General features: G+C 57.5%; 24 protein-coding genes and 1 tRNA gene. 20 read left to right on the top strand and 5 right to left on the bottom strand.

Translation table 11 applies throughout. The features are described from left to right. The first annotated feature begins 560 nt into the window (after nt 1–560). From nrdH to HMPREF2849_RS04395, 9 genes are all read left to right on the top strand, one after another. Nucleotides 561–785 carry a glutaredoxin-like protein NrdH gene (gene nrdH / locus HMPREF2849_RS04435; protein ID WP_005511161.1) on the top strand — a complete coding sequence of 75 codons (225 nt, stop codon included), beginning with the start codon at nt 561–563 and terminating at the stop codon, nt 783–785. 85 nt (nt 786–870) lie between these two features. Next, complete coding sequence (gene nrdI, locus HMPREF2849_RS04430; protein ID WP_049181994.1) at nt 871–1,293, top strand: class Ib ribonucleoside-diphosphate reductase assembly flavoprotein NrdI; 423 nt, start codon at nt 871–873, stop codon at nt 1,291–1,293. 174 nt (nt 1,294–1,467) lie between these two features. After that, a complete protein-coding gene (gene nrdE / locus HMPREF2849_RS04425; RefSeq protein WP_187400023.1) occupies nt 1,468–3,612 on the top strand; it encodes a class 1b ribonucleoside-diphosphate reductase subunit alpha in 2,145 nt (714 codons plus the stop codon). A gap of 235 nt (nt 3,613–3,847) precedes the next feature. Then, nucleotides 3,848–4,573 (top strand): purine-nucleoside phosphorylase, encoded by a 726-nt coding sequence (gene deoD, locus HMPREF2849_RS04420; RefSeq protein WP_016422251.1) that lies wholly within the window; start codon nt 3,848–3,850, stop codon nt 4,571–4,573. A gap of 50 nt (nt 4,574–4,623) precedes the next feature. Next, complete coding sequence (locus HMPREF2849_RS04415; protein ID WP_016422252.1) at nt 4,624–6,069, top strand: MFS transporter; 1,446 nt, start codon at nt 4,624–4,626, stop codon at nt 6,067–6,069. Nucleotides 6,070–6,406: 337 nt separating this feature from the next. Continuing rightward, complete coding sequence (gene nrdF, locus HMPREF2849_RS04410) at nt 6,407–7,423, top strand: class 1b ribonucleoside-diphosphate reductase subunit beta (protein ID WP_016422253.1); 1,017 nt, start codon at nt 6,407–6,409, stop codon at nt 7,421–7,423. A gap of 330 nt (nt 7,424–7,753) precedes the next feature. Continuing rightward, a complete protein-coding gene (gene ctaD / locus HMPREF2849_RS04405; protein WP_005511131.1) occupies nt 7,754–9,454 on the top strand; it encodes an aa3-type cytochrome oxidase subunit I in 1,701 nt (566 codons plus the stop codon). 279 nt (nt 9,455–9,733) lie between these two features. Continuing rightward, nucleotides 9,734–11,026, top strand: coding sequence for a phosphoserine phosphatase SerB (gene serB, locus HMPREF2849_RS04400; RefSeq protein WP_049193346.1), 1,293 nt, complete (start codon nt 9,734–9,736; stop codon nt 11,024–11,026). Next, on the top strand, nt 11,026–11,829 hold the full coding sequence (locus tag HMPREF2849_RS04395) for an aminoacyl-tRNA hydrolase (RefSeq protein ID WP_048732996.1): 804 nt from the start codon (nt 11,026–11,028) through the stop codon (nt 11,827–11,829). Before serB ends, HMPREF2849_RS04395 begins: the two co-directional genes overlap by 1 nt. Here the strand turns inward: HMPREF2849_RS04395 and HMPREF2849_RS04390 are convergent. The 3 genes from HMPREF2849_RS04390 to HMPREF2849_RS04380 form a co-directional block, all read right to left on the bottom strand. Next, complete coding sequence (locus HMPREF2849_RS04390) at nt 11,820–13,403, bottom strand: AMP-binding protein (protein WP_070862639.1); 1,584 nt, start codon at nt 13,401–13,403, stop codon at nt 11,820–11,822. The genes HMPREF2849_RS04395 and HMPREF2849_RS04390 overlap by 10 nt on opposite strands. A 182-nt stretch (nt 13,404–13,585) precedes the next feature. Next, complete coding sequence (locus tag HMPREF2849_RS04385; RefSeq protein WP_172954634.1) at nt 13,586–15,574, bottom strand: ATP-dependent DNA helicase; 1,989 nt, start codon at nt 15,572–15,574, stop codon at nt 13,586–13,588. A 128-nt stretch (nt 15,575–15,702) separates the two neighbouring features. Continuing rightward, nucleotides 15,703–17,013 (bottom strand): nicotinate phosphoribosyltransferase, encoded by a 1,311-nt coding sequence (locus HMPREF2849_RS04380; RefSeq protein ID WP_016422259.1) that lies wholly within the window; start codon nt 17,011–17,013, stop codon nt 15,703–15,705. Nucleotides 17,014–17,094: 81 nt separating this feature from the next. Here HMPREF2849_RS04380 and clpS point away from each other — a divergent pair, with 81 nt between their 5' ends. From clpS to HMPREF2849_RS04340, 8 genes are all read left to right on the top strand, one after another. Then, a complete protein-coding gene (gene clpS / locus HMPREF2849_RS04375; RefSeq protein WP_005511165.1) occupies nt 17,095–17,388 on the top strand; it encodes an ATP-dependent Clp protease adapter ClpS in 294 nt (97 codons plus the stop codon). A 30-nt stretch (nt 17,389–17,418) separates the two neighbouring features. Continuing rightward, nucleotides 17,419–17,970, top strand: coding sequence for a DUF2017 domain-containing protein (locus HMPREF2849_RS04370; RefSeq protein WP_070546264.1), 552 nt, complete (start codon nt 17,419–17,421; stop codon nt 17,968–17,970). A gap of 85 nt (nt 17,971–18,055) precedes the next feature. Beyond that, the gene (locus tag HMPREF2849_RS04365; RefSeq protein ID WP_070601156.1) at nt 18,056–19,159 is read left to right on the top strand and encodes a P1 family peptidase; all 1,104 of its coding nucleotides are present in this window, start codon (nt 18,056–18,058) and stop codon (nt 19,157–19,159) included. A 16-nt stretch (nt 19,160–19,175) separates the two neighbouring features. Then, the gene (locus tag HMPREF2849_RS04360; protein ID WP_016422263.1) at nt 19,176–19,850 is read left to right on the top strand and encodes a rhomboid family intramembrane serine protease; all 675 of its coding nucleotides are present in this window, start codon (nt 19,176–19,178) and stop codon (nt 19,848–19,850) included. A gap of 108 nt (nt 19,851–19,958) precedes the next feature. Continuing rightward, nucleotides 19,959–20,825 (top strand): glutamate racemase, encoded by an 867-nt coding sequence (gene murI, locus HMPREF2849_RS04355; protein ID WP_370551064.1) that lies wholly within the window; start codon nt 19,959–19,961, stop codon nt 20,823–20,825. A 73-nt stretch (nt 20,826–20,898) separates the two neighbouring features. Further along, nucleotides 20,899–21,681 carry an MBL fold metallo-hydrolase gene (locus tag HMPREF2849_RS04350; RefSeq protein ID WP_070549691.1) on the top strand — a complete coding sequence of 261 codons (783 nt, stop codon included), beginning with the start codon at nt 20,899–20,901 and terminating at the stop codon, nt 21,679–21,681. A 68-nt stretch (nt 21,682–21,749) separates the two neighbouring features. Continuing rightward, on the top strand, nt 21,750–22,511 hold the full coding sequence (gene rph, locus HMPREF2849_RS04345) for a ribonuclease PH (RefSeq protein ID WP_016422266.1): 762 nt from the start codon (nt 21,750–21,752) through the stop codon (nt 22,509–22,511). Beyond that, complete coding sequence (locus HMPREF2849_RS04340) at nt 22,508–23,209, top strand: non-canonical purine NTP pyrophosphatase (RefSeq protein ID WP_049172870.1); 702 nt, start codon at nt 22,508–22,510, stop codon at nt 23,207–23,209. Before rph ends, HMPREF2849_RS04340 begins: the two co-directional genes overlap by 4 nt. A 34-nt stretch (nt 23,210–23,243) precedes the next feature. Here the strand turns inward: HMPREF2849_RS04340 and HMPREF2849_RS04335 are convergent, their stop codons facing one another. After that, nucleotides 23,244–23,597, bottom strand: coding sequence for a DUF3817 domain-containing protein (locus tag HMPREF2849_RS04335; RefSeq protein ID WP_005511118.1), 354 nt, complete (start codon nt 23,595–23,597; stop codon nt 23,244–23,246). A 33-nt stretch (nt 23,598–23,630) separates the two neighbouring features. Next, nucleotides 23,631–24,026, bottom strand: a complete 396-nt coding sequence (locus HMPREF2849_RS04330) for a hypothetical protein (protein ID WP_070862638.1) — start codon at nt 24,024–24,026, stop codon at nt 23,631–23,633. A gap of 223 nt (nt 24,027–24,249) precedes the next feature. Between HMPREF2849_RS04330 and HMPREF2849_RS04325 the strand changes: the two genes are divergently transcribed. The 3 genes from HMPREF2849_RS04325 to HMPREF2849_RS04315 all read left to right on the top strand — a co-directional run bounded on the left by HMPREF2849_RS04325 (nt 24,250) and on the right by HMPREF2849_RS04315 (nt 25,287). Further along, nucleotides 24,250–24,331: transfer RNA gene (locus tag HMPREF2849_RS04325), tRNA-Leu, on the top strand. 156 nt (nt 24,332–24,487) lie between these two features. Further along, nucleotides 24,488–24,907, top strand: a complete 420-nt coding sequence (locus tag HMPREF2849_RS04320) for a hypothetical protein (protein ID WP_049172875.1) — start codon at nt 24,488–24,490, stop codon at nt 24,905–24,907. Nucleotides 24,908–25,089: 182 nt separating this feature from the next. Beyond that, nucleotides 25,090–25,287, top strand: a complete 198-nt coding sequence (locus HMPREF2849_RS04315) for a hypothetical protein (protein WP_016422270.1) — start codon at nt 25,090–25,092, stop codon at nt 25,285–25,287. Nucleotides 25,288–25,588 lie beyond the last annotated feature (301 nt).

Here is a 25,588-nt window from a genome sequence, read left to right as displayed (position 1 = left end):
CCTGAACCTACCGGCTTGAAAGTGTCATAAACTCGCACAGTTTCATATGTGCAGCCCGTGTTCATATGTGCAGCCCGCGATTTTTGAGATCGCTGCGGAATCCGAAGTTGGGTAGGGGAGGGACAAAGGCAGGGCGGGGACACTGCGGCGCCTGGAATCGGTGCGGTCGGCTGCGGGGCGTCATGCAGTAATTGGTTTAACCAAAATCCACCGATAGTTGTTTTTCTACGATTTTCTAGAATTTTTAGCGTGAAATTACAAGGTTGTGGTGCGTCTGTGTACAACATCTTGTGCGCCAGAGATCTCCGAACAGGGAATACCATGGTTGTGAGTACTACATCTAGTATGACTAGAGTTTTCTAGGCACCAAGTGTAGTGTTTTCGATGTCGAGCCAAGGAGAGCTAAAAGGACCTGTCTGCCACCCGTACTCGGTTTCTCATGAACCCTGGGAGCTTTCGGTCATTCAACCAATCCGCTGATTCCTCGGCCGCTTCCGTTGTTTGTACGAAGTCGATCCGATTCATTGGTCTTACCCAAAGCCAGAAAGTTTGTGAGAGTCATGGTTACCGTTTACAGCAAGCCTGCATGTGTCCAGTGCCGCGCTACCACTCGTGCCCTCGATAAGGCTGGAATTGCCTACGATATCGTCGACATCACCATGGACGATGAGGCTCGGGACTACGTCATGGCTCTCGGTCACCTCCAGGCGCCGGTCGTTGACACTGGCACTGAGACCTGGTCGGGTTTCCGTCCGGATCGCATCAAGGCTCTCCAGGCAGCGTAAGAATCACACACCTCTCCGCAGATTTCGTTGACCACCCGGGAAGCGAAGATTGCGGGGGTTTTGCGATGTAAAGGGTGAAGCTCTCATGCTGGTGGTGTATTTCTCCTCGGCGACGGGGAATACACACAAGTTTGTTGAAAAGCTAGGTATCAAAAATGCCCGCATTCCCATCCGTCGTAATGAGCCGGAGCTTATCGTCGATGAGCCCTATGTCCTCATTTGTCCGACTTATGGTGGTGGCGTTTCCATCAGCGGTGGTAACTCAAGGCCAGTTCCTCCGCAGGTCATCAAATTTCTTAATAATGAGCACAACCGCTCTTTCATCCGAGGTGTGATTGCTGCCGGCAATCTCAACTTCGGTGAGGACTTCTGTAAAGCAGGGGATGTCATCTCCTACAAGTGCAAGGTTCCATATCTATATCGCTTCGAGCTGATGGGAACCGACCACGATGTGCGGCGAGTCCGAGAAGGGCTAGAGGAATTCTTCCACGGTAGAGCCAGCGCCTAAGTTGGCAAGCCTCAGTGTCGAGGGAAGGGGCACTGAGGACAACCGAATGGATACGCTCGCGGAAGCCGTCGTAAAGCGGTGTGCGAGGAAAATAGCTAGATTGGATTGCTCTGGGCAGTGTTGGAACAGACCCTGTGCAGGCAAATGAATATTAAAGGAGTCAACGTGTCGGAAATGGGCAAGCAGGTCGCGGAGCCGGTGGGTGAGGACAAGCTGGATTACCACGCGCTCAATGCGCTGCTGAATCTGTACGGTGAAGACGGCAAGATTCAGTTCGATAAAGACCGCATGGCTGCGCGGCAGTTCTTCTTGCAGCATGTCAATCAGAACACTGTGTTCTTCCACAACTTGCGGGAGAAGCTCGATTATCTGGTAGAGAACCATTACTACGAGGCCGAGGTTCTGGAGAAGTACGAATTTGAGGACGTCAAGGCACTGTTTAAGCAGGCCTACGCCCACAAGTTCCGTTTTCAGACTTTCCTGGGTGCTTACAAGTACTACACCTCGTACACACTGAAGACCTTCGACGGCAAGCGTTACTTGGAGCGCTACGAAGACCGTGTCTGCATGGTTGCTCTCACGCTTGCCGACGGCGACTTGGGGCTCGCGCAGCACCTGGTTGATGAGATCATCACCGGACGTTTCCAGCCTGCTACTCCTACATTCCTCAACTCCGGTAAGGCCCAGCGCGGCGAGCCGGTGAGCTGCTTCCTGCTGCGTATCGAGGACAACATGGAGTCCATTGGTCGCGCCATTAACTCCTCGCTGCAGCTGTCCAAGCGCGGCGGTGGTGTGGCGCTGCTGCTGAGCAACCTGCGTGAACAGGGTGCTCCGATTAAGCACATCGAGAATCAGTCTTCCGGTGTCATCCCGGTTATGAAGCTGCTGGAGGACTCCTTCTCCTACGCTAACCAGCTGGGTGCTCGTCAGGGTGCTGGCGCTGTCTACCTGCACGCGCACCACCCGGACATCATGCGCTTCTTGGATACCAAGCGTGAGAACGCGGACGAGAAGATTCGCATCAAGTCGCTGTCGCTTGGCGTTGTCATTCCGGACATCACGTTTGAGCTGGCCAAGCGTAACGACGACATGTACCTCTTCAGCCCGTACGATGTCGAGCGTGTCTACGGTAAGCCGTTCGCGGACATTAATATCACTGAGAACTACGCGGATATGGTCGAGGACCCGCGTATTCGTAAGCAGAAGATCAACGCGCGTCAGTTCTTCCAGACCATCGCTGAGATTCAGTTTGAGTCCGGCTACCCGTACATCATGTTCGAGGACACGGTTAACCGCGCGAACCCGATTGAGGGCCGCATTAACATGTCGAACCTCTGCTCGGAGATTCTGCAGGTCAACACCCCGTCGACCTACAATGCGGACCTGTCCTACGAGCACGTGGGTGAGGACATTTCCTGTAACCTCGGTTCGCTGAATATTGCGATGACCATGGACTCGCCGGACTTTGGTCGCACTGTCGAGACTGCCATCCGTGGCCTGACTGCGGTCAGTGAGCAGACTTCTATTGACTCGGTGCCATCGATTCGCAAGGGCAACGACGGATCTCACGCCATCGGCCTGGGGCAGATGAACCTGCACGGCTACCTTGGCCGCGAGAAGATTATGTACGGCTCGGAAGAGGGCCTGGACTTCACCAACGCCTACTTCGCAGCAGTGCTCTACGCAGTCCTGCGCGCATCCAACAAGATTGCTCGCGAGCGCGGTCAGAAGTTCGTCAACTTTGAGAACTCTGACTACGCCAGCGGCAAGTACTTCGATAACTTCGATCCGGCAGAGTTCCAGCCGAAGACTCAGCACGTCAAGGAGATCTTCGAGAACTCCACCGCGCACATTCCGGACGCTGAGGACTGGGCGCAACTGAAGGCCGACGTCATGGAGTACGGCCTGTTCAACCGTAACCTGCAGGCAGTGCCGCCGACCGGTTCGATTTCCTACATCAACAACTCGACCTCGTCGATTCACCCGATTGCATCTCAGATTGAGATTCGCAAGGAGGGCAAGATCGGTCGCGTATACTATCCGGCTCCGCACTTGGACAATGACAACCGTGAGTACTTCCAGGACGCCTACGAAATCGGCTACGAGAAGATCATTGACACTTACGCGGTCGCTACCAAGTATGTTGACCAGGGACTGTCGCTGACCTTGTTCTTCAAGGACACGGTGAGCACTCGTGACCTCAACCGTGCGCAGATTTACGCATGGCGCAAGGGTATTAAGACTCTGTACTACATCCGCCTGCGTCAGGTTGCGCTGGAGGGTACTGAGGTCGAGGGTTGCGTATCCTGCATGCTTTAAGCAAGCGTGCTTGAGGGCTAGGCATCTAGTGCTTCAGTTGTAGCGCATTGAAGGCGCGAGAATTTCCCCGAGTTTTGCCGGGAGATTCTCGCGCCTTTTTCGTCACTCCACCCAATTGGGAACAAATGTAAATATCACTATTGACGGTTGTAATCCAGGTAATTAACCTGGGCAGTGGTACACCAATGTTCGCATAATTTTCACCCACGGCTAGTGGGGGAAGGGGCTGGAAGCCATGTCCGATACCACTGGTAAGAGCACTCCACACATCAACCCAAAGGGTGCGCCGATTGCAGAAACCATTTTGTTGCCAGGTGACCCGCTGCGTGCCAAGTTCATTGCGGAGACCTATTTGGACGATGTCGTTCAGTTCAACAAAGTTCGCAACATGTTGGGCTTTACCGGCACCTACCAGGGGCAGGAAGTGTCCGTCATGGGATCCGGTATGGGCATTCCGTCTATCTCGCTGTACTCCTGGGAACTTATCCATGTTTTCGGCTGCAAGAAGCTGATTCGCGTCGGTTCCTGCGGCGCGTTGCAGCCGGAGCTGGACCTGTATGACGTGGTTATCGGCCAGACGGCATCGACGGACTCCAATTTTCTATCGCAGTACAACTTGCCGGGAACGTTCGCCCCGTCCGCATCTTTCCGTCTGATTGAAGATGTTCGCGATCGTGCCCGCGAGCAGGGCATCACTACACACGTCGGCAACATCTTGTCCAGCGATATTTTCTACAACTTCCAGGATGATGTGAACGACCGTTGGGCACGCATGGGTGTGCTGGCGGTGGAGATGGAATCTGCTGGCCTTTATGCCACCGCCGCCGAGGCCGGTGTGGAGGCCATGGGAATCTTCACTGTGTCGGACAACATCGTCACCGGTGGAAAGACCACTCCGGAAGAACGTGAGAAGGCCTTCACGACGATGATGGAGCTGGCATTGCCGCTGGCTCGACTCTAGTGTCCTGGTCCGCAATCAATTGGCTTGAAGTGTGAAATAGGTACAGTGCGATGAGCAATCCCGCCAGCAATACCAGCTTGAACGTGAATCCCCGTGAAAGCGCAGCGTCCAAGGCTGCCGCGCCAAACCCTAAGGCCGCAGTCCCGGTCTTGCTGTTTTCCTTTGTATTCTGTTTGGTCTTGGACAATGGCTTTAAGTTCATGACCAAGCCGATTGCGGAATCTCTGGACCTCAGTGTCTCCACGGCCAGTCTGCAGGCGACACTCGCCGGTATCTTGATTGGCATTGGAGCGGTGGTGTACGCCGCATTGGCGGACAGCATCAGTATCCGCAAATTGATGATTGTCGGTATCGGCTTCGTCGCCGTGGGCTCTCTACTGGGTTATTTCTTCCAGGGAGTATGGCCAATCGTGCTTACTGCCCGCATTATTCAAACTGCCGGCCTGGCGGCGGCTGAGACACTCTACGTCATCTATGTCACCAAGTACCTAAGCCCAGAAGATCAGAAAACCTACCTCGGCTTTTCCACCGCGGCCTTCCAAGCCGCGCTGCTGATTGGAACGTTGACCTCGGGAATCGTGGCTACCTACATTTCCTGGCCGGCTATGTTCCTGATTTCGCTCATTCTGATAGTTGCCATTCCGTTCCTGATCAAGACAGTTCCGGAGGAGCAGCAGCAGAAGAGTCACCTGGATATCTTTGGCCTGTTCCTCATCGCGGTCATCGCCACTGCGGTGATGCTGTTCATGCAGCAGTTCCAATGGTGGTGGCTGGTTGCCGCTGCGCTGGGCGTCGCGCTCTTTGTCTGGCACATCCGGACACATGACAACGCCGTGGTCAGCCCGTCGTTCTTTACCAATGCTCGCTACGTTTGCGCGCTGATTGTTGTGCTCGTGGTTTACATGGTCCAGTTGGGGTATTCGGCCATTCTGTTGCCGTATATGGTCGACGAGCTCTATGGCATCAACCTCGACGGTGCTGCCTATATCCTCGCGCCGGGCTACCTCTGCGCTGTCATCGTCGGTGTAATGTCTGGCAAGGTTGCCAAGTTCCTGCCCTCGAAGCAGGCCATTGTCGCGGCTATCAGCATCATCATCGTGGCGTTGCTCATCCCCGCAGTGCTGCCGGGGGCCGGTGTTGCCACGGTTATCGTCTCCATGATTCTGTTCCCATCAGGGTTCGCGCTCATGTATGCGCCGTTGGTCGCGACCGCACTGCAGAACATTCCTGCCGCCAAGTCCGGTGTTGCAATCGGTTTCTACAATCTGACGATCAACATTGCCGTACCGGTTGGCATCGCGTTAACGGCCATGCTTGTTGATTCTCGACCGGCCTTCTTCAGCACCCTCTCCATCGCGCAGTCTGAAGCAGAAGGGGTCTCCGCTACCATCGCTTGGTTGCTCGCGCTCATGGCTGTCGTAGGTTTGCTGGTGTACGTCATCTCCGACCGCATCATCAACGACACGGCGGAAAACCGAGAGAAGGTTCACGCCTAGGTTCGCGCAACATCTTGCGCTTGGTGCTTGACGACGGACATTGCGTCGTCAAGCACCTTGTTCTTTGTGTGACGTGGGGTTAGGGGAGGGGCACCGGGAACAAGACTCGGCAAGTGGGGCGATTTCTTCTAGGCCGCGTGCTTAATAATGCGGGTGTGGGTAAGCTGCTAAGGGTAGTGGCTCCTTTCATCGGGAGCCTGACGTTTTGTAGTGGGACAAGGCTGGAATAGCCACCGCTGCAGCCGCTGTTTGAACTCGTAAAGAGTGAAGGACGTTCCTTATATATAAGGTGTGTTCGGAAAACGGCAATATCAATGAAAAAGGGAGAGGTTTCCACGTGAGTTTCGATGATTGCCCACCCTCGACTCCGGCCCACCGTGAGAAGAATCCAGAGTCGCGTGCATGCCCAGTTGCGGCTATTGACTGGAACACGATTCCTGATGACAAGGATCTCGAGGTTTGGGATCGTCTGACCGGTAACTTCTGGTTGCCGGAAAAGGTGCCGCTGTCGAATGACATCAAGAGCTGGAATACGCTCAACGCACTGGAGCAGCGCACCACGATGCGCGTGTTCACTGGTCTGACCATGCTGGACACCATCCAGGGCACGGTTGGTGCAGTATCGCTCATCCCGGATGCGCTGACTCCGCACGAGGAAGCTGTGTACACCAATATCGCCTTCATGGAATCGGTGCACGCAAAGAGCTACTCGTCGATTTTCCAGACGCTGGCGTCGACTCCTGAAATTCAGGATGCGTTCCGTTGGGGCGAGGAGAACGAGTACCTGCAGAAGAAGGCCAAGATTATCCTCGACTACTACGAGGGCGATAATCCGCAGAAGAAGAAGGTCGCTTCCACTTTGCTGGAGTCCTTCCTGTTCTACTCGGGCTTCTACCTGCCGATGTACTGGTCCAGCCACGCCAAGCTGACTAACACCGCGGACATTATTCGCCTAATCATTCGTGATGAGGCAGTTCACGGTTACTACATCGGTTACAAGTACCAGCGCAACCTGGAGCGTCTGACCCAGGCCGAACGTGACGAGCTGAAGGATTACACCTTCGACCTCATGTTTGATCTCTACGACAACGAGATTCAGTACACCGAAGAGATGTACGACGAACTCGGTTGGACCGAGGATGTCAAGCGTTTCCTGCGTTACAACGGCAACAAGGCTCTAAACAACTTGGGCTACGAGGGTATGTTCCCGGCCGACGAGACTCGCGTTTCGCCGTCGATCCTGTCGGCCCTGTCGCCGAATGCTGACGAAAACCACGACTTCTTCTCGGGTTCCGGCTCTTCCTACGTCATGGGTAAGGCTGAAGTAACCGAGGATGAGGACTGGGACTTCTAAAAGCACAGGTGTAGGGAACATTCCGCATCGAGCCTCACTCTGGTGACAGCACACACACGGGGGTAGTAGTCCTAGCCTCGACGGTTCCTGCTAAATAGGCGTTAGCCCAGGTTAAGACAATTCTCAGGAAACTAATAGTGTGCTTAGCTGAGTGGGGAAGTGAGCCGGAAAATCCCTTAGCCTTAACTTTTTCCAAGGTTCAGACTAGAATCTGGCACATAGCGGTAGGTGGGTTCGCCGTCGCGTACTCGCCTGCACTATTCTCACAAGGACAAAACTTAAAATCCCTGTAGTGAGTTACAGGAAATCTTCGCGTAGTAAGGAGGAAGAATGACTGCAGTAGCGCCTCGTCCAGATCATGGCGTTGTAGCGCCGGAACGGCCGCAGCCGTTCGGACATGAGCGTAAGGGCAGCTGGGCGTGGGAAATGCTGACCACGACCGACCACAAGAAGCTGGGCATCATGTACATCATTATGTCCTTCTCGTTCTTCTTTGTCGGCGGTCTGATGGCTCTGCTTATCCGTGCTGAGCTCTTCGCCCCAGGACTTCAGTTCCTTTCTAACGAGCAGTTCAACCAGATGTTCACCATGCACGGCACGGTGATGCTGCTTCTGTTCGGTACCCCGATTGTTTGGGGTTTTGCTAACTACATTCTGCCACTTCAGATTGGTGCTCCGGACGTGGCTTTCCCGCGTCTGAACGCTTTCGGCTTCTGGCTGACCACCATTGGTGGCATTCTGATGCTGTCGGGCTTCCTGACCCCGGGTGGTGCTGCTGACTTCGGTTGGACCATGTACTCCCCGCTGTCTGACCCGATTCACTCTCCGGGTGTCGGTTCTGACCTGTGGATTGTCGGTGTCGGTGTTGGTGGTGTCGGTACCATCGCTTCCGCCATTAACATGACCACCACTGTCCTGTGCCTCCGTGCACCAGGCATGACCATGTTCCGTATGCCAATCTTCACCTGGAACATCCTGGTTACCTCGATCCTGGCTCTGCTGATCTTCCCGATTCTGACTGCAGCTGCTCTTGGTGTTTTGTACGACCGTAAGCTGGGCGGTCACATTTACGACCCGGCAAACGGTGGCGCAATGCTGTGGCAGCACCTGTTCTGGTTCTTCGGTCACCCAGAGGTCTACGTCCTGCTGTTGCCGTTCGTGGGCATCATCACCGAGGTCGTTCCGGTCTTTTCCCGTAAGCCGCTGTTCGGCTACGCAGGTATGGTCTTCGCAACCCTGTCTATTGCAGGTCTGTCCATGGCTGTGTGGGCACACCACATGTTCGTGACCGGTGGCGTTCTGCTTCCGTTCTTCTCGTTCATGACCTTCCTGATTTCGGTCCCGACCGGTGTTAAGTTCATCAACTGGATGGGCACCATGTGGCGTGGCCACATGACCTTCGAGGCTCCGATGACTTTCGCTCTCGGCTTCATCGTGACCTTCCTGTTCGGTGGTTTGACCGGTATTATGCTGGCTTCCCCACCGCTGGACTTCCACGTCTCTGATACTTACTTCGTCGTGGCGCACTTCCACTACACCCTGTTCGGTACCCTGGTCTTCGCTTCCTACTCGGGCGTTTACTTCTGGTTCCCGAAGATGACTGGTCGTATGCTCGACGAGAAGCTGGCAAAGGTTCACTTCTGGCTGACCTTCATCGGCTTCAACCTGACCTTCCTGGTCCAGCACTGGCTGGGTAACGAGGGTATGCCGCGTCGTTACGCCGACTACCTCGAGACTGACGGTTTCACCACCCTGAACATGATCTCCACCGTTGGTGCGTTCATCCTGGGTCTGTCTGTTATCCCGTTTGTCTGGAACGTCTTCAAGTCCTGGCGCTACGGTGAGGTCGTCACTGTTGATGACCCGTGGGGTTACGGTAACTCCCTCGAGTGGGCTACTTCTTGCCCGCCGCCGCGCCACAACTTCACCTCGATGCCGCGCATCCGCTCGGAGCGCCCGGCGTTCGAGCTGCACTACCCGCACATGGTTGAGCGTCAGCGCGCAGAGGCCCACGTTGGTCGTCAGCTCTAAGAGCTAGTGGCTACATGGCTGATGCAACTCTGAGTTAATAACTACGCGAAGCTAAGGCCCCATCACGGTTCTCCGTGATGGGGCCTTAGTCTTGTCTTTGAGAGTCTTTCCTAGGGAAGAGGCAGTAAGAGAGCGCAGGGAGAGCAGGGGGGGGGCAGGGAGCGCCAGAAGGGCAAGAGAGCAGGGCGATGGCTAGCGCCTGTCACTGGCCACCCACTGAAGTGCGGAATCCCACTATGCGATGAGCACTCTGCCGGGGCTTCATGCGATACTGGATTGGTGAATGAACAGGTAATTATCTCTCCCAGTCAGTCTGTAGATACCGATGCTCTATCGGTTTCGTTGGCACCGGGACTAGCTCCGGTGCTTATTACCGCTGTTGGCCGAGACCGCCCGGGTGTCTCCGCAGCTTTCTTCCGCGTGCTCGCGGCCCACGGAGTTCAAATTTTGGATGTGGAACAGTCGGTGTTCCGCTCTAATCTGAGCCTCGGTGCGCTTGTTGGTGTCACAGAAGAAAAGGTCGGTGTTCTCCGTGAGGGACTCATTGAAACACTGAAGCCTCACGGCATGACTGTCAGTTTCCAGCTGGATGCCCCGATTGAGCGCAGCGATGGCTCCACCCACGCACTTGTCGTGTTGGGCAATCCGGTCAACGCTGAGGATATTTCCCGTATCGGCCGCACTCTTGCTGATTACGGTGCAAACATCGATTCCATTCGCGGTATTGCTGACTACCCAGTCACTGGCCTGGAATTGCTGGTCTCTATTCCGGACCCGAAGCCGGGTGCGGGCATTCCGCTGCGTAAGGCACTGGCCGAGCTTGCACAGGACCAGGACATTGACATCGCAATTGAACGCGCTGGTTTGCAACGCCGCTCCAAGCGCTTGATTTGTTTCGATGTGGACTCGACCTTGATTACCGGTGAGGTCATTGAGATGCTGGCCGCCCATGCTGGTCGCGAGGCGGAGGTTGCAGCGGTTACAGAGCGCGCTATGCGCGGTGAGCTGGACTTCGCCGAGTCACTGCATGAGCGAGTTAAGGCTCTGGCTGGCCTGCCGGTCAGTGTCCTAGAGGAAGTCACTAACTCCATCGAGCTGACTCCAGGCGCCCGCACCACGATCCGCACGCTGAAGCGCCTCGGTTACAAGTGTGGTGCTGTCTCCGGTGGCTTTATCCAGATCTTGGAGCCGCTGGCAAAGGATCTCGGTCTGGACTTTTACAAGGCGAATACCCTCGAGGTCGAGGACGGAAAGCTGACTGGACGCGTGGTCGGCGATGTCGTCGATAGGCAGGAGAAGGCCCGCAGCCTCAAGACGTTCGCCGCAGAGTCGGGGCTTCAGATGCATCAGACCGTTGCGGTCGGCGATGGGGCCAATGACATCGATATGTTGTCGGTCGCAGGCCTTGGTATTGCTTTCAATGCCAAGCCGGCGCTGAAGGAAATCGCTGACACGTCCGTCAACGTTCCATTCATGGACTCGATTCTGTTCATGCTGGGCATTTCCCGCGATGAAATCGACGATGCCGACCGCGAAGATGGCACCTTCCGCCGCGTGCCGTTGGAGCAGTAGTGCAACGCGAGGATCACAAGGATCCAGCTGTCACGGACGCATCATCGGTACCGGAGTGGTTCCGTATCGCCCATAATCTCCTGCCGCAACCTGATAGGGAAGACCACGGCGAGGATGTGCCGTGGGCAATGGCTATTGTGCTTGAGGTTCCGAAGAAGGAACGCCCCTCGCGCACTGCGCTGCTCCGCGCTGCCGCGATGGCTGTTGTTGCTTGTTGCCTGGACGAACGCGCAGGCGATGACACTTCTGCCTATCAACAAGGTCTGGCGTCTTGGTACGGTGCGCGCATCCGCAAGCTCACACGTCGCGCTCGCAATATCGGCTGGCAACGCGCTCAGCTTGCACCGGGTGTCACCGTGGACGTCGACGGCGCGCAAGCTCGCGCACTAGTGCCAACTCCTGTCGACGAAACCTACCCGGAGATTGCCAAACTACAAATTTCCGGCACCGATTTGCCTTACGACGACCCGGAGAACACATCTCCCGGCGCCCCGGGCGACCATGAGAGCGCTGACACCTTTGCTCCGCCAGTGATTTGGGTGGACAAAAACCTGAATATGTCCGTAGGAAAGGTGGCCGCGCAAGTTGGACACGGCTCAATGCTCTATGCGGCCAGTCTGTCGGTCGAGGACGCTTGGGCGTGGGCGCAAAGTGGTTATGCGTTAGATGTGAAAGAAGTACCGCGGGAGCAGTGGCCAGCGCCAGAGCTCCGCGCGGTTGAGGTTCAGGATGCCGGGTTTACCGAGATTGCTCCCGGTTCAGTCACCGTGGCGGTGACCCCTGGGGCAGTAACTCACGACTGAGCGCGTGCTGCCTCCATGGCCTTGAGATCCTTGCGCAGAATCTTGCCCGTCGCCGACTTCGGGATTTCATCCATGAACTCGACTGCTCGCACCTTCTTGTACGGTGCGACGCGGTCGGCGACGTAGTCCATAATCTCGTCTTCAGTCACCTGCTCGCCCGCCTTGATGACGACGTAAGCCTTAGGAATCTCCTCGCCGTCGGAGCGAACGACACCACTGCAGGCGGCATCGGCAATATCCGGGTGGCTGAGCAGCAGGGACTCGAGCTCGGCCGGCGGAACCTGGTAGCCCTTGTACTTAATCAGTTCCTTGAAGCGGTCGACGATGTACACATTCCCGTGTTCGTCGAGTTCCGCAACGTCGCCGGTACGCAGCCAACCGTCGACAAGCGTCTCTGCCGTCGCCTTCGGGTTGTTGAGGTAGCCCTTCATCACCTGTGGACCATGAATCCATAGCTCACCTGCCTCCGAGCGCCCCTCGGCGGGAACCGGGATTTCCTCAAAGCTGTCGGAGTCGAGGTTGACAATCTTGTACTGAGTGTTGGGGACTGCGCGACCGATCGAGTCCAGCGGACTATCGTGGCCGATGCGGATGTGGGCTGCTGGCGAGGACTCGGTCATGCCGAAGCCCTGTGCGACCACGCAGTCAAGGCGCTTTTCCACCTGTTCCGCGAGGTCAAGTTGGAGAGAAGCGGCACCCGAGAAGATTGTCTCCAGGCTGGACAAGTCAAAGGAATCGACAGCTGGGTGCTTGGCCAGGCCCACAGCTACAGGTGGTGCGATGAACGCGAACTTCACCTTGTGCTCGGCGATGATGGACAGGAAATCGACGAGGTCGAACTTGCCCATGGTGTACTGCGTCGTGCGGCGCCACAGGCACAGATTCAGCAGCGCAGTCAGGCCGTAGATGTGGAAAAACGGCAGGATAGTGACAGCCGGGGTGTCCTCGGTCAGCGCGTTGACTGTAGCTCCACCCGCCTGAGCGACGTTGGCCACCAAGTTGCGGTGAGTGAGCTGGACGCCCTTCGGTACACCGGTGGTTCCCGAGGAAAACGGAATCACGGCAACGTCATCGGGTGATACGTCGACGTCCGGGGCGCCGTGCCCCTCGGCAAGCAGCTCGCCCATGCCGTGGAGACCCGTCAGGCCGATAATCATCTCTTCCGGCAGACCAGCAGCCTCAGCGCCGTGGGCGCCAGCCCAACCGATTGAGGAGGTCGTTAGCATCATCTTCGCGTCAGACATCCGGAGTTGGTTTTCAATGTCCTCCGCAGTTGCCAGCGATGCGACCGTCGTGCAGACAGCCCCCGCGCGTAGGACACCGTGAAGAGCGACCGCGAAGGTTGTCGAGTTGGGGCAGTGGAGAGCCACAACGTCGCCCTTCTTAATCCCACGTGCTGCCAGCGCACCCGCAAACTTCTCAATGCTGGCCTTCAGATCACCGAAGGTGACCTCGGAGCCTGAGTCAACGATTGCAAGCTTGTCCTGGTGACGTGGCTCAATTTCTCCGAAGAGGAACTCAAAGAGTGAGGTCTCCGGGATGTCGATGTCGGGGAGGTTGCTGGAAAGGGGCATGCAGGAAATCGCCTTTCTAATCTCGTGCACGGCTGCCAAGTGTCCTGCTTCATTAGCTCGGGCACTGTAGCAGTGCTGTGTTTCACATCACAATAATGTATTGGATAGAAAAGCGTGGGATTTTTTCCAGAAACTATGCCTAATCCAGCGTCACCTCGTGAGCCCAGACAGCCCCCTCTGAATCAGCTTTGGGTCAGCCGCTGCAACGCTCCAGCCGCAATATCCAGGTTGGTCGTCCGCCAGAAGTCAGGCATCGACGCGGCAATCCAGGAACCATAGCGTGCAGTAGCCAACCGTGAATCCAGTACCGCAACAACCCCGCGGTCATCGACTTGGCGTAGCAGACGACCAGAACCCTGCGCCATCAGCAGCGCTGCATGTGTCGCTGAGACCTCCATAAAACCGTTTCGGCCAGCGGCATTAGCCGCATCGGAGCGCGCGGACAAAAGCGGGTCGTCGGGGCGGGGGAACGGGATGCGATCGATGATGACACACGATAGCGATGGGCCAGGAACATCGACGCCTTGCCACAGCGTCAGCGTGCCAAACAAGCATGTCTGCGGATTAGCTGCGAAGCGATCAACCAGAGCACCGATAGAGTCATCGCCTTGGCACAGCACGTCGTAAGGCAGGCGCTTGCGCATTTCCTCCGCCGCTGCCTCGGCGCCTCGGCGAGAAGAAAACAGCCCGAGCGTTCGCCCACCAGCGGCGCGGATGAGGCGCTCCATGATCGCGAACTGCTCCGGTGTGGCGCCGTCGCGTCCAGGTCGTGGCAGGTCGCGTGCGACGTAGAGGATGCCAGATTTCTGCGGGTCAAAGGGCGTGCCGACGTCCAAGCCATCCCACCCACCGGAGGGAAGCCCCCAAGCGGCGGCCATGGCATCGAACTTGCCGCCAAGAGCAAGTGTTGCTGAGGTCAAAACGACGGTGGATTCGCCGAAGAGGCGTTCGCGAAGCAGTGCTGCGATGGACAGGGGAGCGACATAAACTGTCTTGTTCTCGCCAAGCCATACGACATCGTCGCTACTGAACTCTAGAATTCGCACGACTGTGTCGTGCATATTCTCCACGGCAGCGCGGACGGTCTGGCGCTCAGTGTTGTCAGAGTCAGAACTCGAACCACCGGAGCCCGACCCGCCAGAGCTGCCTGAACTAGAGGTGCCTAGCGTGGTCTGTAGTTGCCACAGGCTATCGCGGAGCGAAGCTAGCGCCGCTCCAAGCTCACCGGGAATTTCTTCGAGTGCGCCGCTGTAGGCGTCGGCAAGCAATGCGACGGTCTCGCCGAGTAGATCCGTGGCATCGGTGACATCATCCACCTGCTCTGCGGCTCCGAATTTGCGGGCGCGCCGGGCCATCATGGTGATACCGGCAGGGGAGAGCTCGTCGGTGGCAACAGAGGTGATTCGACCGTCGAGCTCGTGAGCCTCGTCAATGACAACGCAGTCGTGCTGCGGCAAAATCATGGCGTCGGAGAGCGCATCGATGGCCAACAGTGCGTGATTGGTGACAACGATGTCAACGTTGGAGGCCTCGCGGCGGGCTTGTTCGGCGAAACACTCCTCGCCGAAAGGGCAGGAAATGGCACCGACGCATTCGCGAGCCGTGACGGAGACCTGCCGCCAGGCTTCGTTGGAAACGCCCTTGTCCAGGCTGTCGCGGTCGCCGGTGTCGGTGTCATTGGCCCACTCGCGTAGCCGCATGACCTCGGCAGCGGTTCGGCTGAGCTGCGCTTCGCTGAGGAGGGCAGTGGGGCCAACGGCGTCACCTGAGCTGGCCTGCTCGGATTCATCACCGTCCATGACGGGATCTTTGATGACATTTCCGACCTTGGACTTGCACAGGTAGTTCGAGCGGCCCTTGAGGATTGCGAAGGTTGGCGTGCGGGACAAGTGTGGCTCTAGCGAACTGACTAGCCGCGGCAAGTCGCGTTCGACCAGCTGGCGTTGCAGCGCAATGGTCGCCGTGGAAACGATTACAGACTCGTCGGACTCCATTGCTTGCACAATGGCAGGCACCAGGTAGGCCAGCGACTTACCCGTACCGGTGCCTGCCTGTACCGCTAGGTGCCGCTCGCGCGCAAAGGCGGAGGCCACCGACCGGGACATTTTGACCTGATTCGGTCGAGTCGTTCCGCCGAGTCCCTTCACTGCCGCATCGAGAAGAGCTTCGATGCTATCCGCGTTATGGACGCTGGCTCTCGGTGAAGCTAGCTCGTCAACATCGTCAAAGTCCTCAAAGTCGTCCGATAGCTCAGCAAAATCTGCGTGCCCGATACTGTCCGACACAGTTCCCCCGCCGCCTAAACGCCGTGAAAACGGACGGACAGTACCGGCTCGTCACGGGAAAGTGCAAGTCCCTCCCACGGGAGGCTGACCAGCGCTTTAACCAAGTGATCGCGGGACTCCTCCAAGGTCGGTAGACCATCGACGACCTCGCCATCGCGCATCATCGGAATGGTCAGATCGCGGTAGTGCAGGTTGCCCACATCCGGGATTTCTGAGCCGAGCGGGAAAGCGATTTCCTCCACGGCGGTACCGGAACGACGGCAGGTACGAATAGCCGCCTTCACGCCACCGTGGCTTCGCTTGTCCAACGAGCGCTTGGCGACGGGCACCCCATCAACTTCGACCATCTTGTAGACCAGGCCCGCAGTCGGTGCGCCGGAGCCAGTGACTACAGAGGTGCCCACGCCGTAGACATCGACCGGCTCTGCCCTCAGCGCCGCAATGGCGAACTCGTCGAGGTCAGAGGACACTACGATGTTGGTGTTGTGCGCCCCCAGCGAGTCGAGCTGCTGACGCACCTGGCGAGCGAGAACTCCGAGGTCGCCGGAGTCAATACGTACACCGCCGAGTTCCGGACCCGCGACCTCAATAGCCGTATTGACGCCCTCGGTGATGTCGTAGGTATCCACCAACAAAGTGGTGTCGGTTCCCAGTGTGTCAATCTGAGCCTTGAAGGCCGCAGCCTCGTTCGTCGTGCCATCTGGGTTGGTGTGCAACAGAGTCCACGCGTGCGCAGCGGTACCGGAAGCTGGGATGTTGTACCGTGCCGCTGCCTCCAAGTTGGAGGTGGCGCTAAAACCTGCCAGGTAGGCGGCACGGGCAGCAGTCACAGCTGCTTCTTCATGAGTGCGACGCGAACCCATTTCAATAATCGGGCGCCCACCGGCAGCCGTGACCATTCGGGTTGCTGCCGAGGCGATGGCGGAGTCCGCATTGAGAATGGAGAGAATAACAGTCTCCAAAATGACGCACTCGGCGAAGGTGCCTCGCACCGTCAAAATGGGCGAGGCGGGGAAGTAGAGCTCTCCCTCGCGGTAGCCGTCGACTTGGCCACTGAAGGAATAGTTACGCAGGTAATCCAGCGTCCTGTCATCGAGGAAGTCCAGCGAAGCCAGCTGTTCCTCGGTGAAGCGGAAGTTGCGGATAGCATCCAACACACGCGCTGTACCAGCGACAACGCCATAGCGACGCTCATTCGGCAGGCGACGGCCAAACACCTCGAAGGCGACCTGGCGCTCGCCGGATCCGTCGGCAAGCGATGCCTGCAGCATCGTCAGCTCGTACTTATCGGTGAGAAGGGCGGTGGAGGAATGCTTATCAATCACGGTCAATAGTCTAGTCGGCTGAAGCGGGCCGGGGCAGTCGGTTCCGGCGAGCGCGCGCCACTCCGTACTATCCTGGTGCCTATGAGCATGCCAGCAGCAACACCGATGCCCACTATGGATGCCGATGTCGTGACGGAATCGAACCGACCCTGGCAGTGCATTGTGTGGGATGACCAGGTTAATTCGATGAGTTATGTCACCTACGTGTTTCAGATGCTCTTCGGCATGGACCGAAAGAAGGCGCACGCGCTAATGATGACGGTTCACACGGAGGGCAAGGCAATCGTGTCTTCCGGTGAGCGTGACAAGGTGGAGGCCGATGTGAAGAAGCTCCACAAGGCAGGCTTGTGGGCAACAATGGAGCAGGCTGACTAAGCCGATATTCGACAGCGGGAGAGAATTTACATGCGTCCTTGGAAGCGCAAGCGATCCCTTCTCGGCGGTGGCGTCAAGTACGTCACGGCTTTTGAAGGCACGGAGCGGGATTTGCTGCTGAATCTGGCTGCTACTGTGGCGGACTCGCTGATGGAGCGAGCCCGGTCGGCGCCGAAGGATGAGCTCGCGGAAATGACGGGAATGCCTGTCGGACACTCCGAAGCCCCATCCGATCCGAAGCTTGCGCGACTGTTGCCGGACTTCACCAAGCCGGGTGAGGAGAGCGTGGAGGGGGAAAACGCTTTCATGCGCCAGCTGCATGAATCGGAGATTGTAGAGAGCAAGCTCCATTCCCTGCGTGCGATTATCGATGCCCTGGAGCCCGCCGAGTCGGGGCAGGTATCCATTTCGGAAAGTGATGCCCATGCCTGGGTAGCGGGTATCAATGACTTACGTATTTACCTGCATGTTTCCATGGAGAACCTCAATGGCTCCATCGAACAGATTGAGCAGACCGACGCGATGTACCAGTGGCTGTCCTACAACCAAGAGTCACTGTTGGACCAGCTCATGGGTGAGTAGCGAATCCGAGCAAAACCCCGAAAAGATGCAGTAATCAACTGAGGTTAGCTGCCATGAACTGTGGTGAAAGGTGCCGTGGTCGACAATGAATTCTGAGATCTTCGCAATCAGCCCCACCGACATTCGACACCAAGCCAGCAGTGCTGCGCTGGGCACGAGCATCGACATCGGCGCAGGCTGTCTCGACTCCATCGACGGCATCTCCATCGGCCATGCTGCTGAGGGGGATACCGGAGTCACCGTCATCGCCGCTCCAGGCGGCGCTGTCGGCGCTGTCGATGTCCGCGGCGGCGGTCCGGGCACCCGCGAGACCGACCTGCTCGCACCGGAGAATACGGTCGAACGCGCCCACGCTGTCGTTTTGGCTGGCGGCTCCGCGTACGGCCTCGCAGCTGCCGACGGAGTTATGCGTGAACTGCGCGACCGCGGCATTGGCTTTGAGGTCACCCCAACTCGTCCGGATATCCTCGTGCCCATCGTTCCCGGTGCTGTCATCTTCGACTTGCTGTTGGGGGAGCCGACGCTGCCCACCGCTGCGCTAGGGCGCGAGGCGTTGTCTCACGCGCTTGACGACGTCCCGGAGGACACTCCCTCCGGCACAGTAGGTGCCGGTGTCGGCGCTATGGCTGGGGCAATCAAGGGTGGTTTTGGACAAGCCCGTGTGACCTCCGCCGATGGTAAGTACTTTGTGGCTGCCGCAATGGTGGTGAACTCCTTTGGTGCGGTCATTGACCCGGAGGGACACCTTTACGGAATGCCGGCGGCTGCCGGTGCCAGCAAGGAGGCATTGGCCCAGCTGGACCAGGTTTTCGTCGGTAGAACCAAGATTCTCGCCGATGCGGCTGGCGACGGGGAATCGTCGGCAAGCACGCGAAACACAACGATTGGCACGTTGATAACCAATGCGCCGGTGACAACTGCGCAGTTGAAGCGGTTGGCGATGTGCGGTCATGATGGGCTGGCACGAGCGATTCGGCCGGCCCATGCGCCGATGGACGGTGACACGCTGTTTGCCCTCAGCTCGGCCGAGGCGGCGGATAGCGGAAACGCTGAACCCGTGGGCTCGGATGTGGTGGCCCTGTTGGCTGCGATGGCGGCCGATGCGGTGCAGATGGCTATTGTCGATGCCGTGATGAGTGCAACGGGACGCGCGGAAGTAGCCGCGCTGTCAGAGATGCTGGACAAGTAGTGAAGGAAGTTCGCCAATGAATCCGCAATGGAGCTCGGGACAACAGCAGAATTACCAGAACTATGCGCAGTACCCGATGGGCGGTCCCGTGCAGACGCGGCGGAATAATCAGATTGTTCCACAGGATCGCGACGGCGGGCTCGGGGCGGCCATCAGTACGGCTATTGGGTACCTGGCACTTATCTGGACGGTCTTTCTTGTCAACGAATTCATCTTTGGTGGGGCGCTGAACAACTTCGGTGTGCGCCCACGCGAAACCTCGACGCTGTGGGGAATTTTGACCGCACCGCTGCTGCACGCAGATTACGGGCACATTGTGGCGAACTCTCTGCCCGGGGCGTTGTTCGCCGGTTTGATTGCAATGTCGTCGAAGCGGCTATTTTGGCAGGTCACACTCTTGATTACGGTCGTTGGTGGCGGTCTGACATGGCTGGTCGGCGGTGTAAATACCGTCCACATCGGTGCGTCCGGCCTGATTTACGGCTGGCTGGCGTTTTTGGTGGTACGCGGTTTCGTGAATCGTCGGGTGATGCAGATTATTTTGGGCGTAATTCTGGCATCGATGTATTCGGGTCTTATCTGGGGAGTGCTGCCAACACAGATGGCTGTTAGTTGGCAGATGCACCTCTTCGGCGGGCTTGCGGGCATCTGGGCTGCGGTGATGTTTAAGCGTGGTCGTGCGCGTGGCTAAGAGTGCACGTGGTTAAGAGCCCGAGGTACGTGGCATCAGCTCCTGGCGGAATCGGCCTAGAATAGGAGCTTCGGTGTTTGACCAACGATATGAGGAGTCCAGATAGCGGTGGGAGCAGGAGCAGAAACTCAGGTAGTCAATCAGCTGACAGCGCAGGATAGCGGCTTCCCCGACCGAACAGCGCCGATTGGCATCTTCGACTCCGGCGTCGGTGGGCTGACAGTGGCACGTGCCATCATGGATCAGCTGCCGCACGAGTCGATTATGTACATCGGCGATACTGCCAACGGCCCTTACGGCCCGTTGCGCATCGCCGAGGTTCGTCAGCACGCGGAAGCGATTGCCGATGAACTGGTTGCACGCGGCTGCAAGATGATTGTCATTGCCTGCAACACGGCTTCGGCCGCATTTTTGCGTGATGCCCGCGAGCGCTACCCAGTCCCAGTAGTCGAGGTCATTCTGCCCGCTGTGCGCCGTGCGGTCTCGACTACCAGGAATGGAAAAGTCGGCGTAATCGGTACCGCCGCCACGATTCGCTCCCGTGCCTACCAAGATCTCTTTGATGCAGTGCCTGGCGTGGATGTCTCTGCGGTCGACTGCCCGCGATTCGTGGACTTTGTCGAGCGAGGAATCACCTCTGGTCGCCAGATTCTGGGACTTGCGGAGGGCTACCTCGCGCCATTGCAGGCCGATGGTGTAGACACCCTCGTTCTGGGCTGCACCCATTATCCGCTGCTGTCTGGTGTGATTCAGCTGGCTATGGGGGAGGACGTCGCCCTAGTGTCGTCGGCGGAGGAGACGTCGAAGGATGTTCTGCGCATCCTCACAAAGACCGACATGCTCGCTGACCCGGAGAGTAATCCGAACCCTGTGCGCACATTCGAATCCACTGGAGATCCGCAAGTTTTTGCATCCCTGGCAAAGCGCTTCCTTGGGCCGGGTATTAGCCAGGTCACTATGCATTCCCAAATGTGACCTTTCTTATTAAATCCAGACACTCCATTGGTTTTTTGCTCGTTTTTGATCAATTACATGGCAAGCTTGAAGTATGCGATTGAAGGTTCTGGGATGTACAGGCAGCATGGGTGGCCCATCGGCGCCAGCATCTGGCTACCTCATTGAGCTGGATAACGGTCGAACCTTTGTCATTGATTTGGGTCCCGGTGTCCTCGCCGAATTGCAGAAGATCTCTGATCCTGCAGCTTGTGATTTGTTACTAACTCATGTGCACCCAGACCACACTGCAGACATTCCAGGGCTGCTCGTCTGGCGTCGCTTCCACCCGACAGCCCCGGCGAGTTCCCGGAATCTCCTGGTTGGCCCCGGAGACATTCACGACCGGATAGGCACCATGTGCAAAGCACTGGGAAGTGAAGAAGATGCCAACCTGGAAGACACTTTTGACCAGGTTGTGAGTAACCCAGGTGAGCCACTGTTAGTCGGTGGGGGCGAAGCGGACGGAGGCGCCGTCGTCACGCCGTATAACATGGTCCACCCGGTGCCAGCTGTTGGATATCGCATTGAAGCAGATGGTCTGACCATTGCGTACACCGGAGATACTGCGTGGACCGATGAACTGGTGGAGCTGGCGCGGGATGCGGATATCTTCATTTGTGAAGCCACATGGTGCAGCAACGAAGAGGGCACCCCACCGGATATGCACCTGACGGGCTACGAGGCCGGAAAGGCAGCGACGCTGGCGGGGGTTAAGAAGTTGGTGCTGACTCACATTCCGCCATACGCCGACGGTGAAGAAGCACTACGTGCTGCGAAGAGTACCTTTGCCGGTGACGTTGAATTGGCCTACCTGGGCATGGAGCTAGGCGGCTAGTCTCAGCGACTATCGGGTTTCCGTACAGCTGTCGCACCGCTTTCGCGCCGGGCGGTAGGGTAGTTGGCATGACTACAGCTAATTCCGATTTTCGCCGTGCCGATGGACGCGCGGTTGATGAAATGCGCAAGGTGACCATCACTCGTGGCTTCACCGACAATCCGGCCGGTTCTGTGCTGGTTACTTTCGGTAATACGCGTGTAATGTGCACCGCTTCCGTCGAACAGTCGGTGCCACGATTCAAGCGTGACTCCGGCGAGGGCTGGTTGACCGCTGAGTACTCCATGCTGCCGGCCTCTACCCACGAGCGCATGCCCCGCGAGTCAATGCGCGGCAAGGTCAAGGGTCGCACTCACGAGATTTCCCGTCTGATCGGTCGCTCCTTGCGAGCTGCTATCGACTTGAAGGAACTCGGTGAGAACACCATCAACATCGACTGTGATGTTCTGCAGGCGGATGGTGGTACTCGAACCGCTTCCATCACCGGTGCGTACGTCGCGCTGGCTGATGCCCTGACCTACCTGCATGCAGTGGGCGCTGTTCCGGGCACCCCGCTGAAGGCACCAGTCGCAGCTGTTTCGGTTGGCATTATTGACGGCCGTGTCTGTCTAGATCTGCCTTACGAGGAGGACTCTCGCGCTGAGGTCGACCTCAACGTGGTGATGACCGCAGAGGGCAAGTTCGTCGAAATCCAGGGCACTGGCGAGGAAGGCACCTTCGACCGCGATCAGCTGAATGACATGCTCGACTCGGCGGAAAAGGGCCTGCGTGAGCTCGTTGCCCTGCAGCAGGAAGTTCTGCGTGCGCCGTACCCGGGTGAGCTGCCGTGAAGCTCCTCGTCGCTACCCGAAATTCTAAAAAACTAGTCGAGCTCGACCGCATCCTGCGTGCGGCGGGTATTGATTCGGTGGAACTTCTTTCGCTTAGCGACGTCCCGGAGTACCCAGAGCGCCCCGAAACCGGTCGCACTTTTGCGGACAACGCCTACATCAAGGCTTTCGATGGTGCGAAACACACCGGCTACGCGTGTTTGGCAGACGATTCGGGGCTCAGCGTCGATGAGCTAAACGGCATGCCGGGTGTGCTCTCGGCGCGCTGGTCGGGCACTCACGGCGACGATGTCGCTAACTACGAGCTGCTGCTCGCCCAGATGGGGGACTGCCCAGATGAGCGTCGTACGGCGTCCTTCCGTACCGCCTGCGCGTTGGTCGTCCCCGGTGCCAAGGAGGTGCCGTCCGCGCTTGCCGACGGCGGTTTCCCAGCGGTCCTCGATGAAGCCGGTAATCTGCTGCTGGTTGTAGAGGGCCGCTGGCCTGGCGCCATTCTGCGCGAGCCTGTTGGGGACAATGGGTTCGGCTACGATCCGGTGTTCGCGCCCGCAGTTGGGGAGGGCAACGAAGCTGAGGGGGCCTTGTCTGCGGCACAAATGAGCGCCGAAGACAAGGACGCTTTTAGCCACAGGGGGCGTGCACTGCGTGCCTTGACTCCGGCGCTGAAAATTCTGGCTGAGGTTGAGGCTAAGGGGTAGCCCTGGGGCGAGCCCTCGGGCTGCCGAGAGCCCGCTACTTCAGCTGGAAAGCGGTCTCGACTTCCTCACGGCGCTTCTTCTCGACAAAGAAGGAGAGGAACGGGACCACGCCACCGAGCGCGGTGATGATCCACTTTGCTGGTTCCCAGCGGGCTTTGGTGCCCAGGTTTACGGTGGCAATGAGGAATGCCATGTAGCCGAAGCCGTGAATCTGGGCGGTGTAGAAGAACCACCGCGGCGCGTCGGCGGAGTTGTCGAGGATGAGGTACTTGTAAATCATCTCGGCACACAGCAAGAGCAGCATCACACCCGTGAAATAGGCGGTGACGGAGAAGTACGTCAGTGCCTTCCTTACGCGCTCTTGACGATCTGGATTGATGTTGGTCACTAAAAGTCCTTTTCTCGAATAAGCAGTTATCGCCTAGGCGTTGGTGCCAGAATCCGTCGATTGTGTCTCATCCACACGCTGCACCTTTCGCGAGCCATCCGGGTTGGTCGGCAGGAATTCGTCTGGAATTTCCGTCATGACATCGTCTTTAGCCTCAAATGCGGCCTCGCTATTGCCGCTCAGGCGTTCGCGTTCGTACTCCATGTACTTGCGGTAGGCCCAAATAAAGAACAGGCCGAAAGCTGGCCACTGCAGTGCGTAGCCCAGGTTTTGGAATGAGCTGGTTGTGTTCCACCTGATGAGCTGCCAGTAGGCGAGTACAAGAGTGGCGCCGACTGCAAGAGCCAAGAAGATTAGTTGCACCACGCGGGTACGAGTGGGAATCTTCGCTGGCTTGTCAGTGGTATTGGGATGCTGTGAAGTGGACACATAACCACCATAGCTAGTCCGTGACCTGCCAAGCTAGCGCGCTCGCTGGATAAGGCAGGGGATGGGACATTAGGAATTCAGCTAGGACATTAGGAAATCTGCGGCAAACCCGTTAAAGTGTGTACAGTCCAAATGAGCTGTGAAAGTTCGTTGCGCCTGTAGGTGGCTTATCAGTAGTCCATGCTTACGGGGACTGTACGTAACTGTCACGGATTCGCGACGGGCGCCTGTGGCGGAATTGGCAGACGCGCTGGATTTAGGTTCCAGTGCCTTAGGGCGTGGGAGTTCAAGTCTCCCCAGGCGCACACATAAATACCCCGTGACTATGCAGGTCACGGGGTATCTTCGTTCTCCACCCCGTCAGATTTTCCGCCCTCATTAGGCCGCGTGCCCAAAATCTGGCCCATTTCCCGCCCGAAGCTATTCCAAGGTCGCTAATCTCCCGTGCACGGTGTAGAACCATGACTATGAAAATTGTTGTCTGCGTCGTTTATCCCCGCTACCCAGATAACACTGAACCTCTCGGCGGGTTCGTCGAGTCTGAAGAAACCGCCCTCGCGATTGACAACTGGTGGCGCGCACAACCCGGCGACATGATTGGCACCTGGGAAGACTTCGAAGTCGAGGTTGAAAGCCGCGACCAGCTCCTCTACGGAGTGTTTAGTGGTACCCCCACTCTTGAAATCACCGATAGCAATTTCTGGGACCCCATCTGTCACGGGGTGTACACCGACCGCAAGGTGGCTGAACACGCGGCAAAACCCAAGACAATGTGGGAGGCCAACAACTGCCCGCCAAAGTTCGTGCTCCCCTTCCGTCTGGGCTGGAAATTTGACCGGTATTTCCCCGATGGAAAACCCTGGCCGCCAGACCAGTTGTAGACCTGCGACAGTCCTGCCTCTTTTAGCGGGAACGCAAGACGGGGCAGTCGCACAGCGCGCGTGAGTGCCATTCTGGGAAACCTTTGTTCGCTCATTCCACTGCGTAGGGCAATCGAATCTGTCGATACAATGACGCTGATCGAATCGTATCTTGAATCGTAAGGTGGAAGCAGGGAGGCAACATGAGCATCTCGATGCATCTGGATGAGTACATGGCGCGTCGTGGCATAGTTCCCGACGACACTGTGGTCAACGATGATCCCTGCGCAATCTTCGACGGCAAGGTCGAGCGCGATGGTAAGTCGCAGCAGGATCTTGAAGAGTCAGAGCGGCGCTTAGAAGAAGCGGAGTCCACAATTCTGGATATGCTAGGCGATTAATCGAGGAAAGATTGAGCGTTCTCGGCGCCCATTGACACGCATTCCGGGTGTGATGTTCATCACCGATTGGGCATAAATTGGCTCGGTCTTCCGCGTTTTATTTTCCACCGCCGGCGCTGCCAGGGTGGTGAAGCGCAAGCAACTTTTCGACAGGGGAACACTGTTTCCTACCTGCGAAGTTCTTGCGCTTTCGAAGCGTTGTACTCGCTGATTTCGCAGCCGTGTTCAGCCTCTCGTTTTGGGGCTGCAAATTATCTTCGCGTTGATGGCGCCGCGAAACTGCGCGAGAAAAACATGATGG

Source organism: Corynebacterium sp. HMSC073B01, assembly GCF_001838255.1.
Lineage (GTDB): Bacteria > Actinomycetota > Actinomycetes > Mycobacteriales > Mycobacteriaceae > Corynebacterium > Corynebacterium jeikeium_D.
The sequence above is the reverse complement of the archived record's forward strand: the minus strand, read 5'-3'. Positions and strand labels throughout refer to the sequence as shown.

Coding starts and splice junctions, on each gene's coding strand:
- HMPREF2849_RS04360 (WP_016422263.1), top strand. CDS start 19,176: ATGAATCCGCAATGGAGCTCGGGACAACAGCAGAATTACCAGAACTAT.
- HMPREF2849_RS04320 (WP_049172875.1), top strand. CDS start 24,488: ATGACTATGAAAATTGTTGTCTGCGTCGTTTATCCCCGCTACCCAGAT.
- nrdI (WP_049181994.1), top strand. CDS start 871: ATGCTGGTGGTGTATTTCTCCTCGGCGACGGGGAATACACACAAGTTT.
- clpS (WP_005511165.1), top strand. CDS start 17,095: ATGAGCATGCCAGCAGCAACACCGATGCCCACTATGGATGCCGATGTC.
- HMPREF2849_RS04365 (WP_070601156.1), top strand. CDS start 18,056: ATGAATTCTGAGATCTTCGCAATCAGCCCCACCGACATTCGACACCAA.
- nrdH (WP_005511161.1), top strand. CDS start 561: ATGGTTACCGTTTACAGCAAGCCTGCATGTGTCCAGTGCCGCGCTACC.
- HMPREF2849_RS04415 (WP_016422252.1), top strand. CDS start 4,624: ATGAGCAATCCCGCCAGCAATACCAGCTTGAACGTGAATCCCCGTGAA.
- HMPREF2849_RS04370 (WP_070546264.1), top strand. CDS start 17,419: ATGCGTCCTTGGAAGCGCAAGCGATCCCTTCTCGGCGGTGGCGTCAAG.
- HMPREF2849_RS04390 (WP_070862639.1), bottom strand. CDS start 13,403: ATGCCCCTTTCCAGCAACCTCCCCGACATCGACATCCCGGAGACCTCA.
- ctaD (WP_005511131.1), top strand. CDS start 7,754: ATGACTGCAGTAGCGCCTCGTCCAGATCATGGCGTTGTAGCGCCGGAA.
- nrdE (WP_187400023.1), top strand. CDS start 1,468: ATGGGCAAGCAGGTCGCGGAGCCGGTGGGTGAGGACAAGCTGGATTAC.
- HMPREF2849_RS04315 (WP_016422270.1), top strand. CDS start 25,090: ATGAGCATCTCGATGCATCTGGATGAGTACATGGCGCGTCGTGGCATA.
- rph (WP_016422266.1), top strand. CDS start 21,750: ATGACTACAGCTAATTCCGATTTTCGCCGTGCCGATGGACGCGCGGTT.
- deoD (WP_016422251.1), top strand. CDS start 3,848: ATGTCCGATACCACTGGTAAGAGCACTCCACACATCAACCCAAAGGGT.
- HMPREF2849_RS04350 (WP_070549691.1), top strand. CDS start 20,899: ATGCGATTGAAGGTTCTGGGATGTACAGGCAGCATGGGTGGCCCATCG.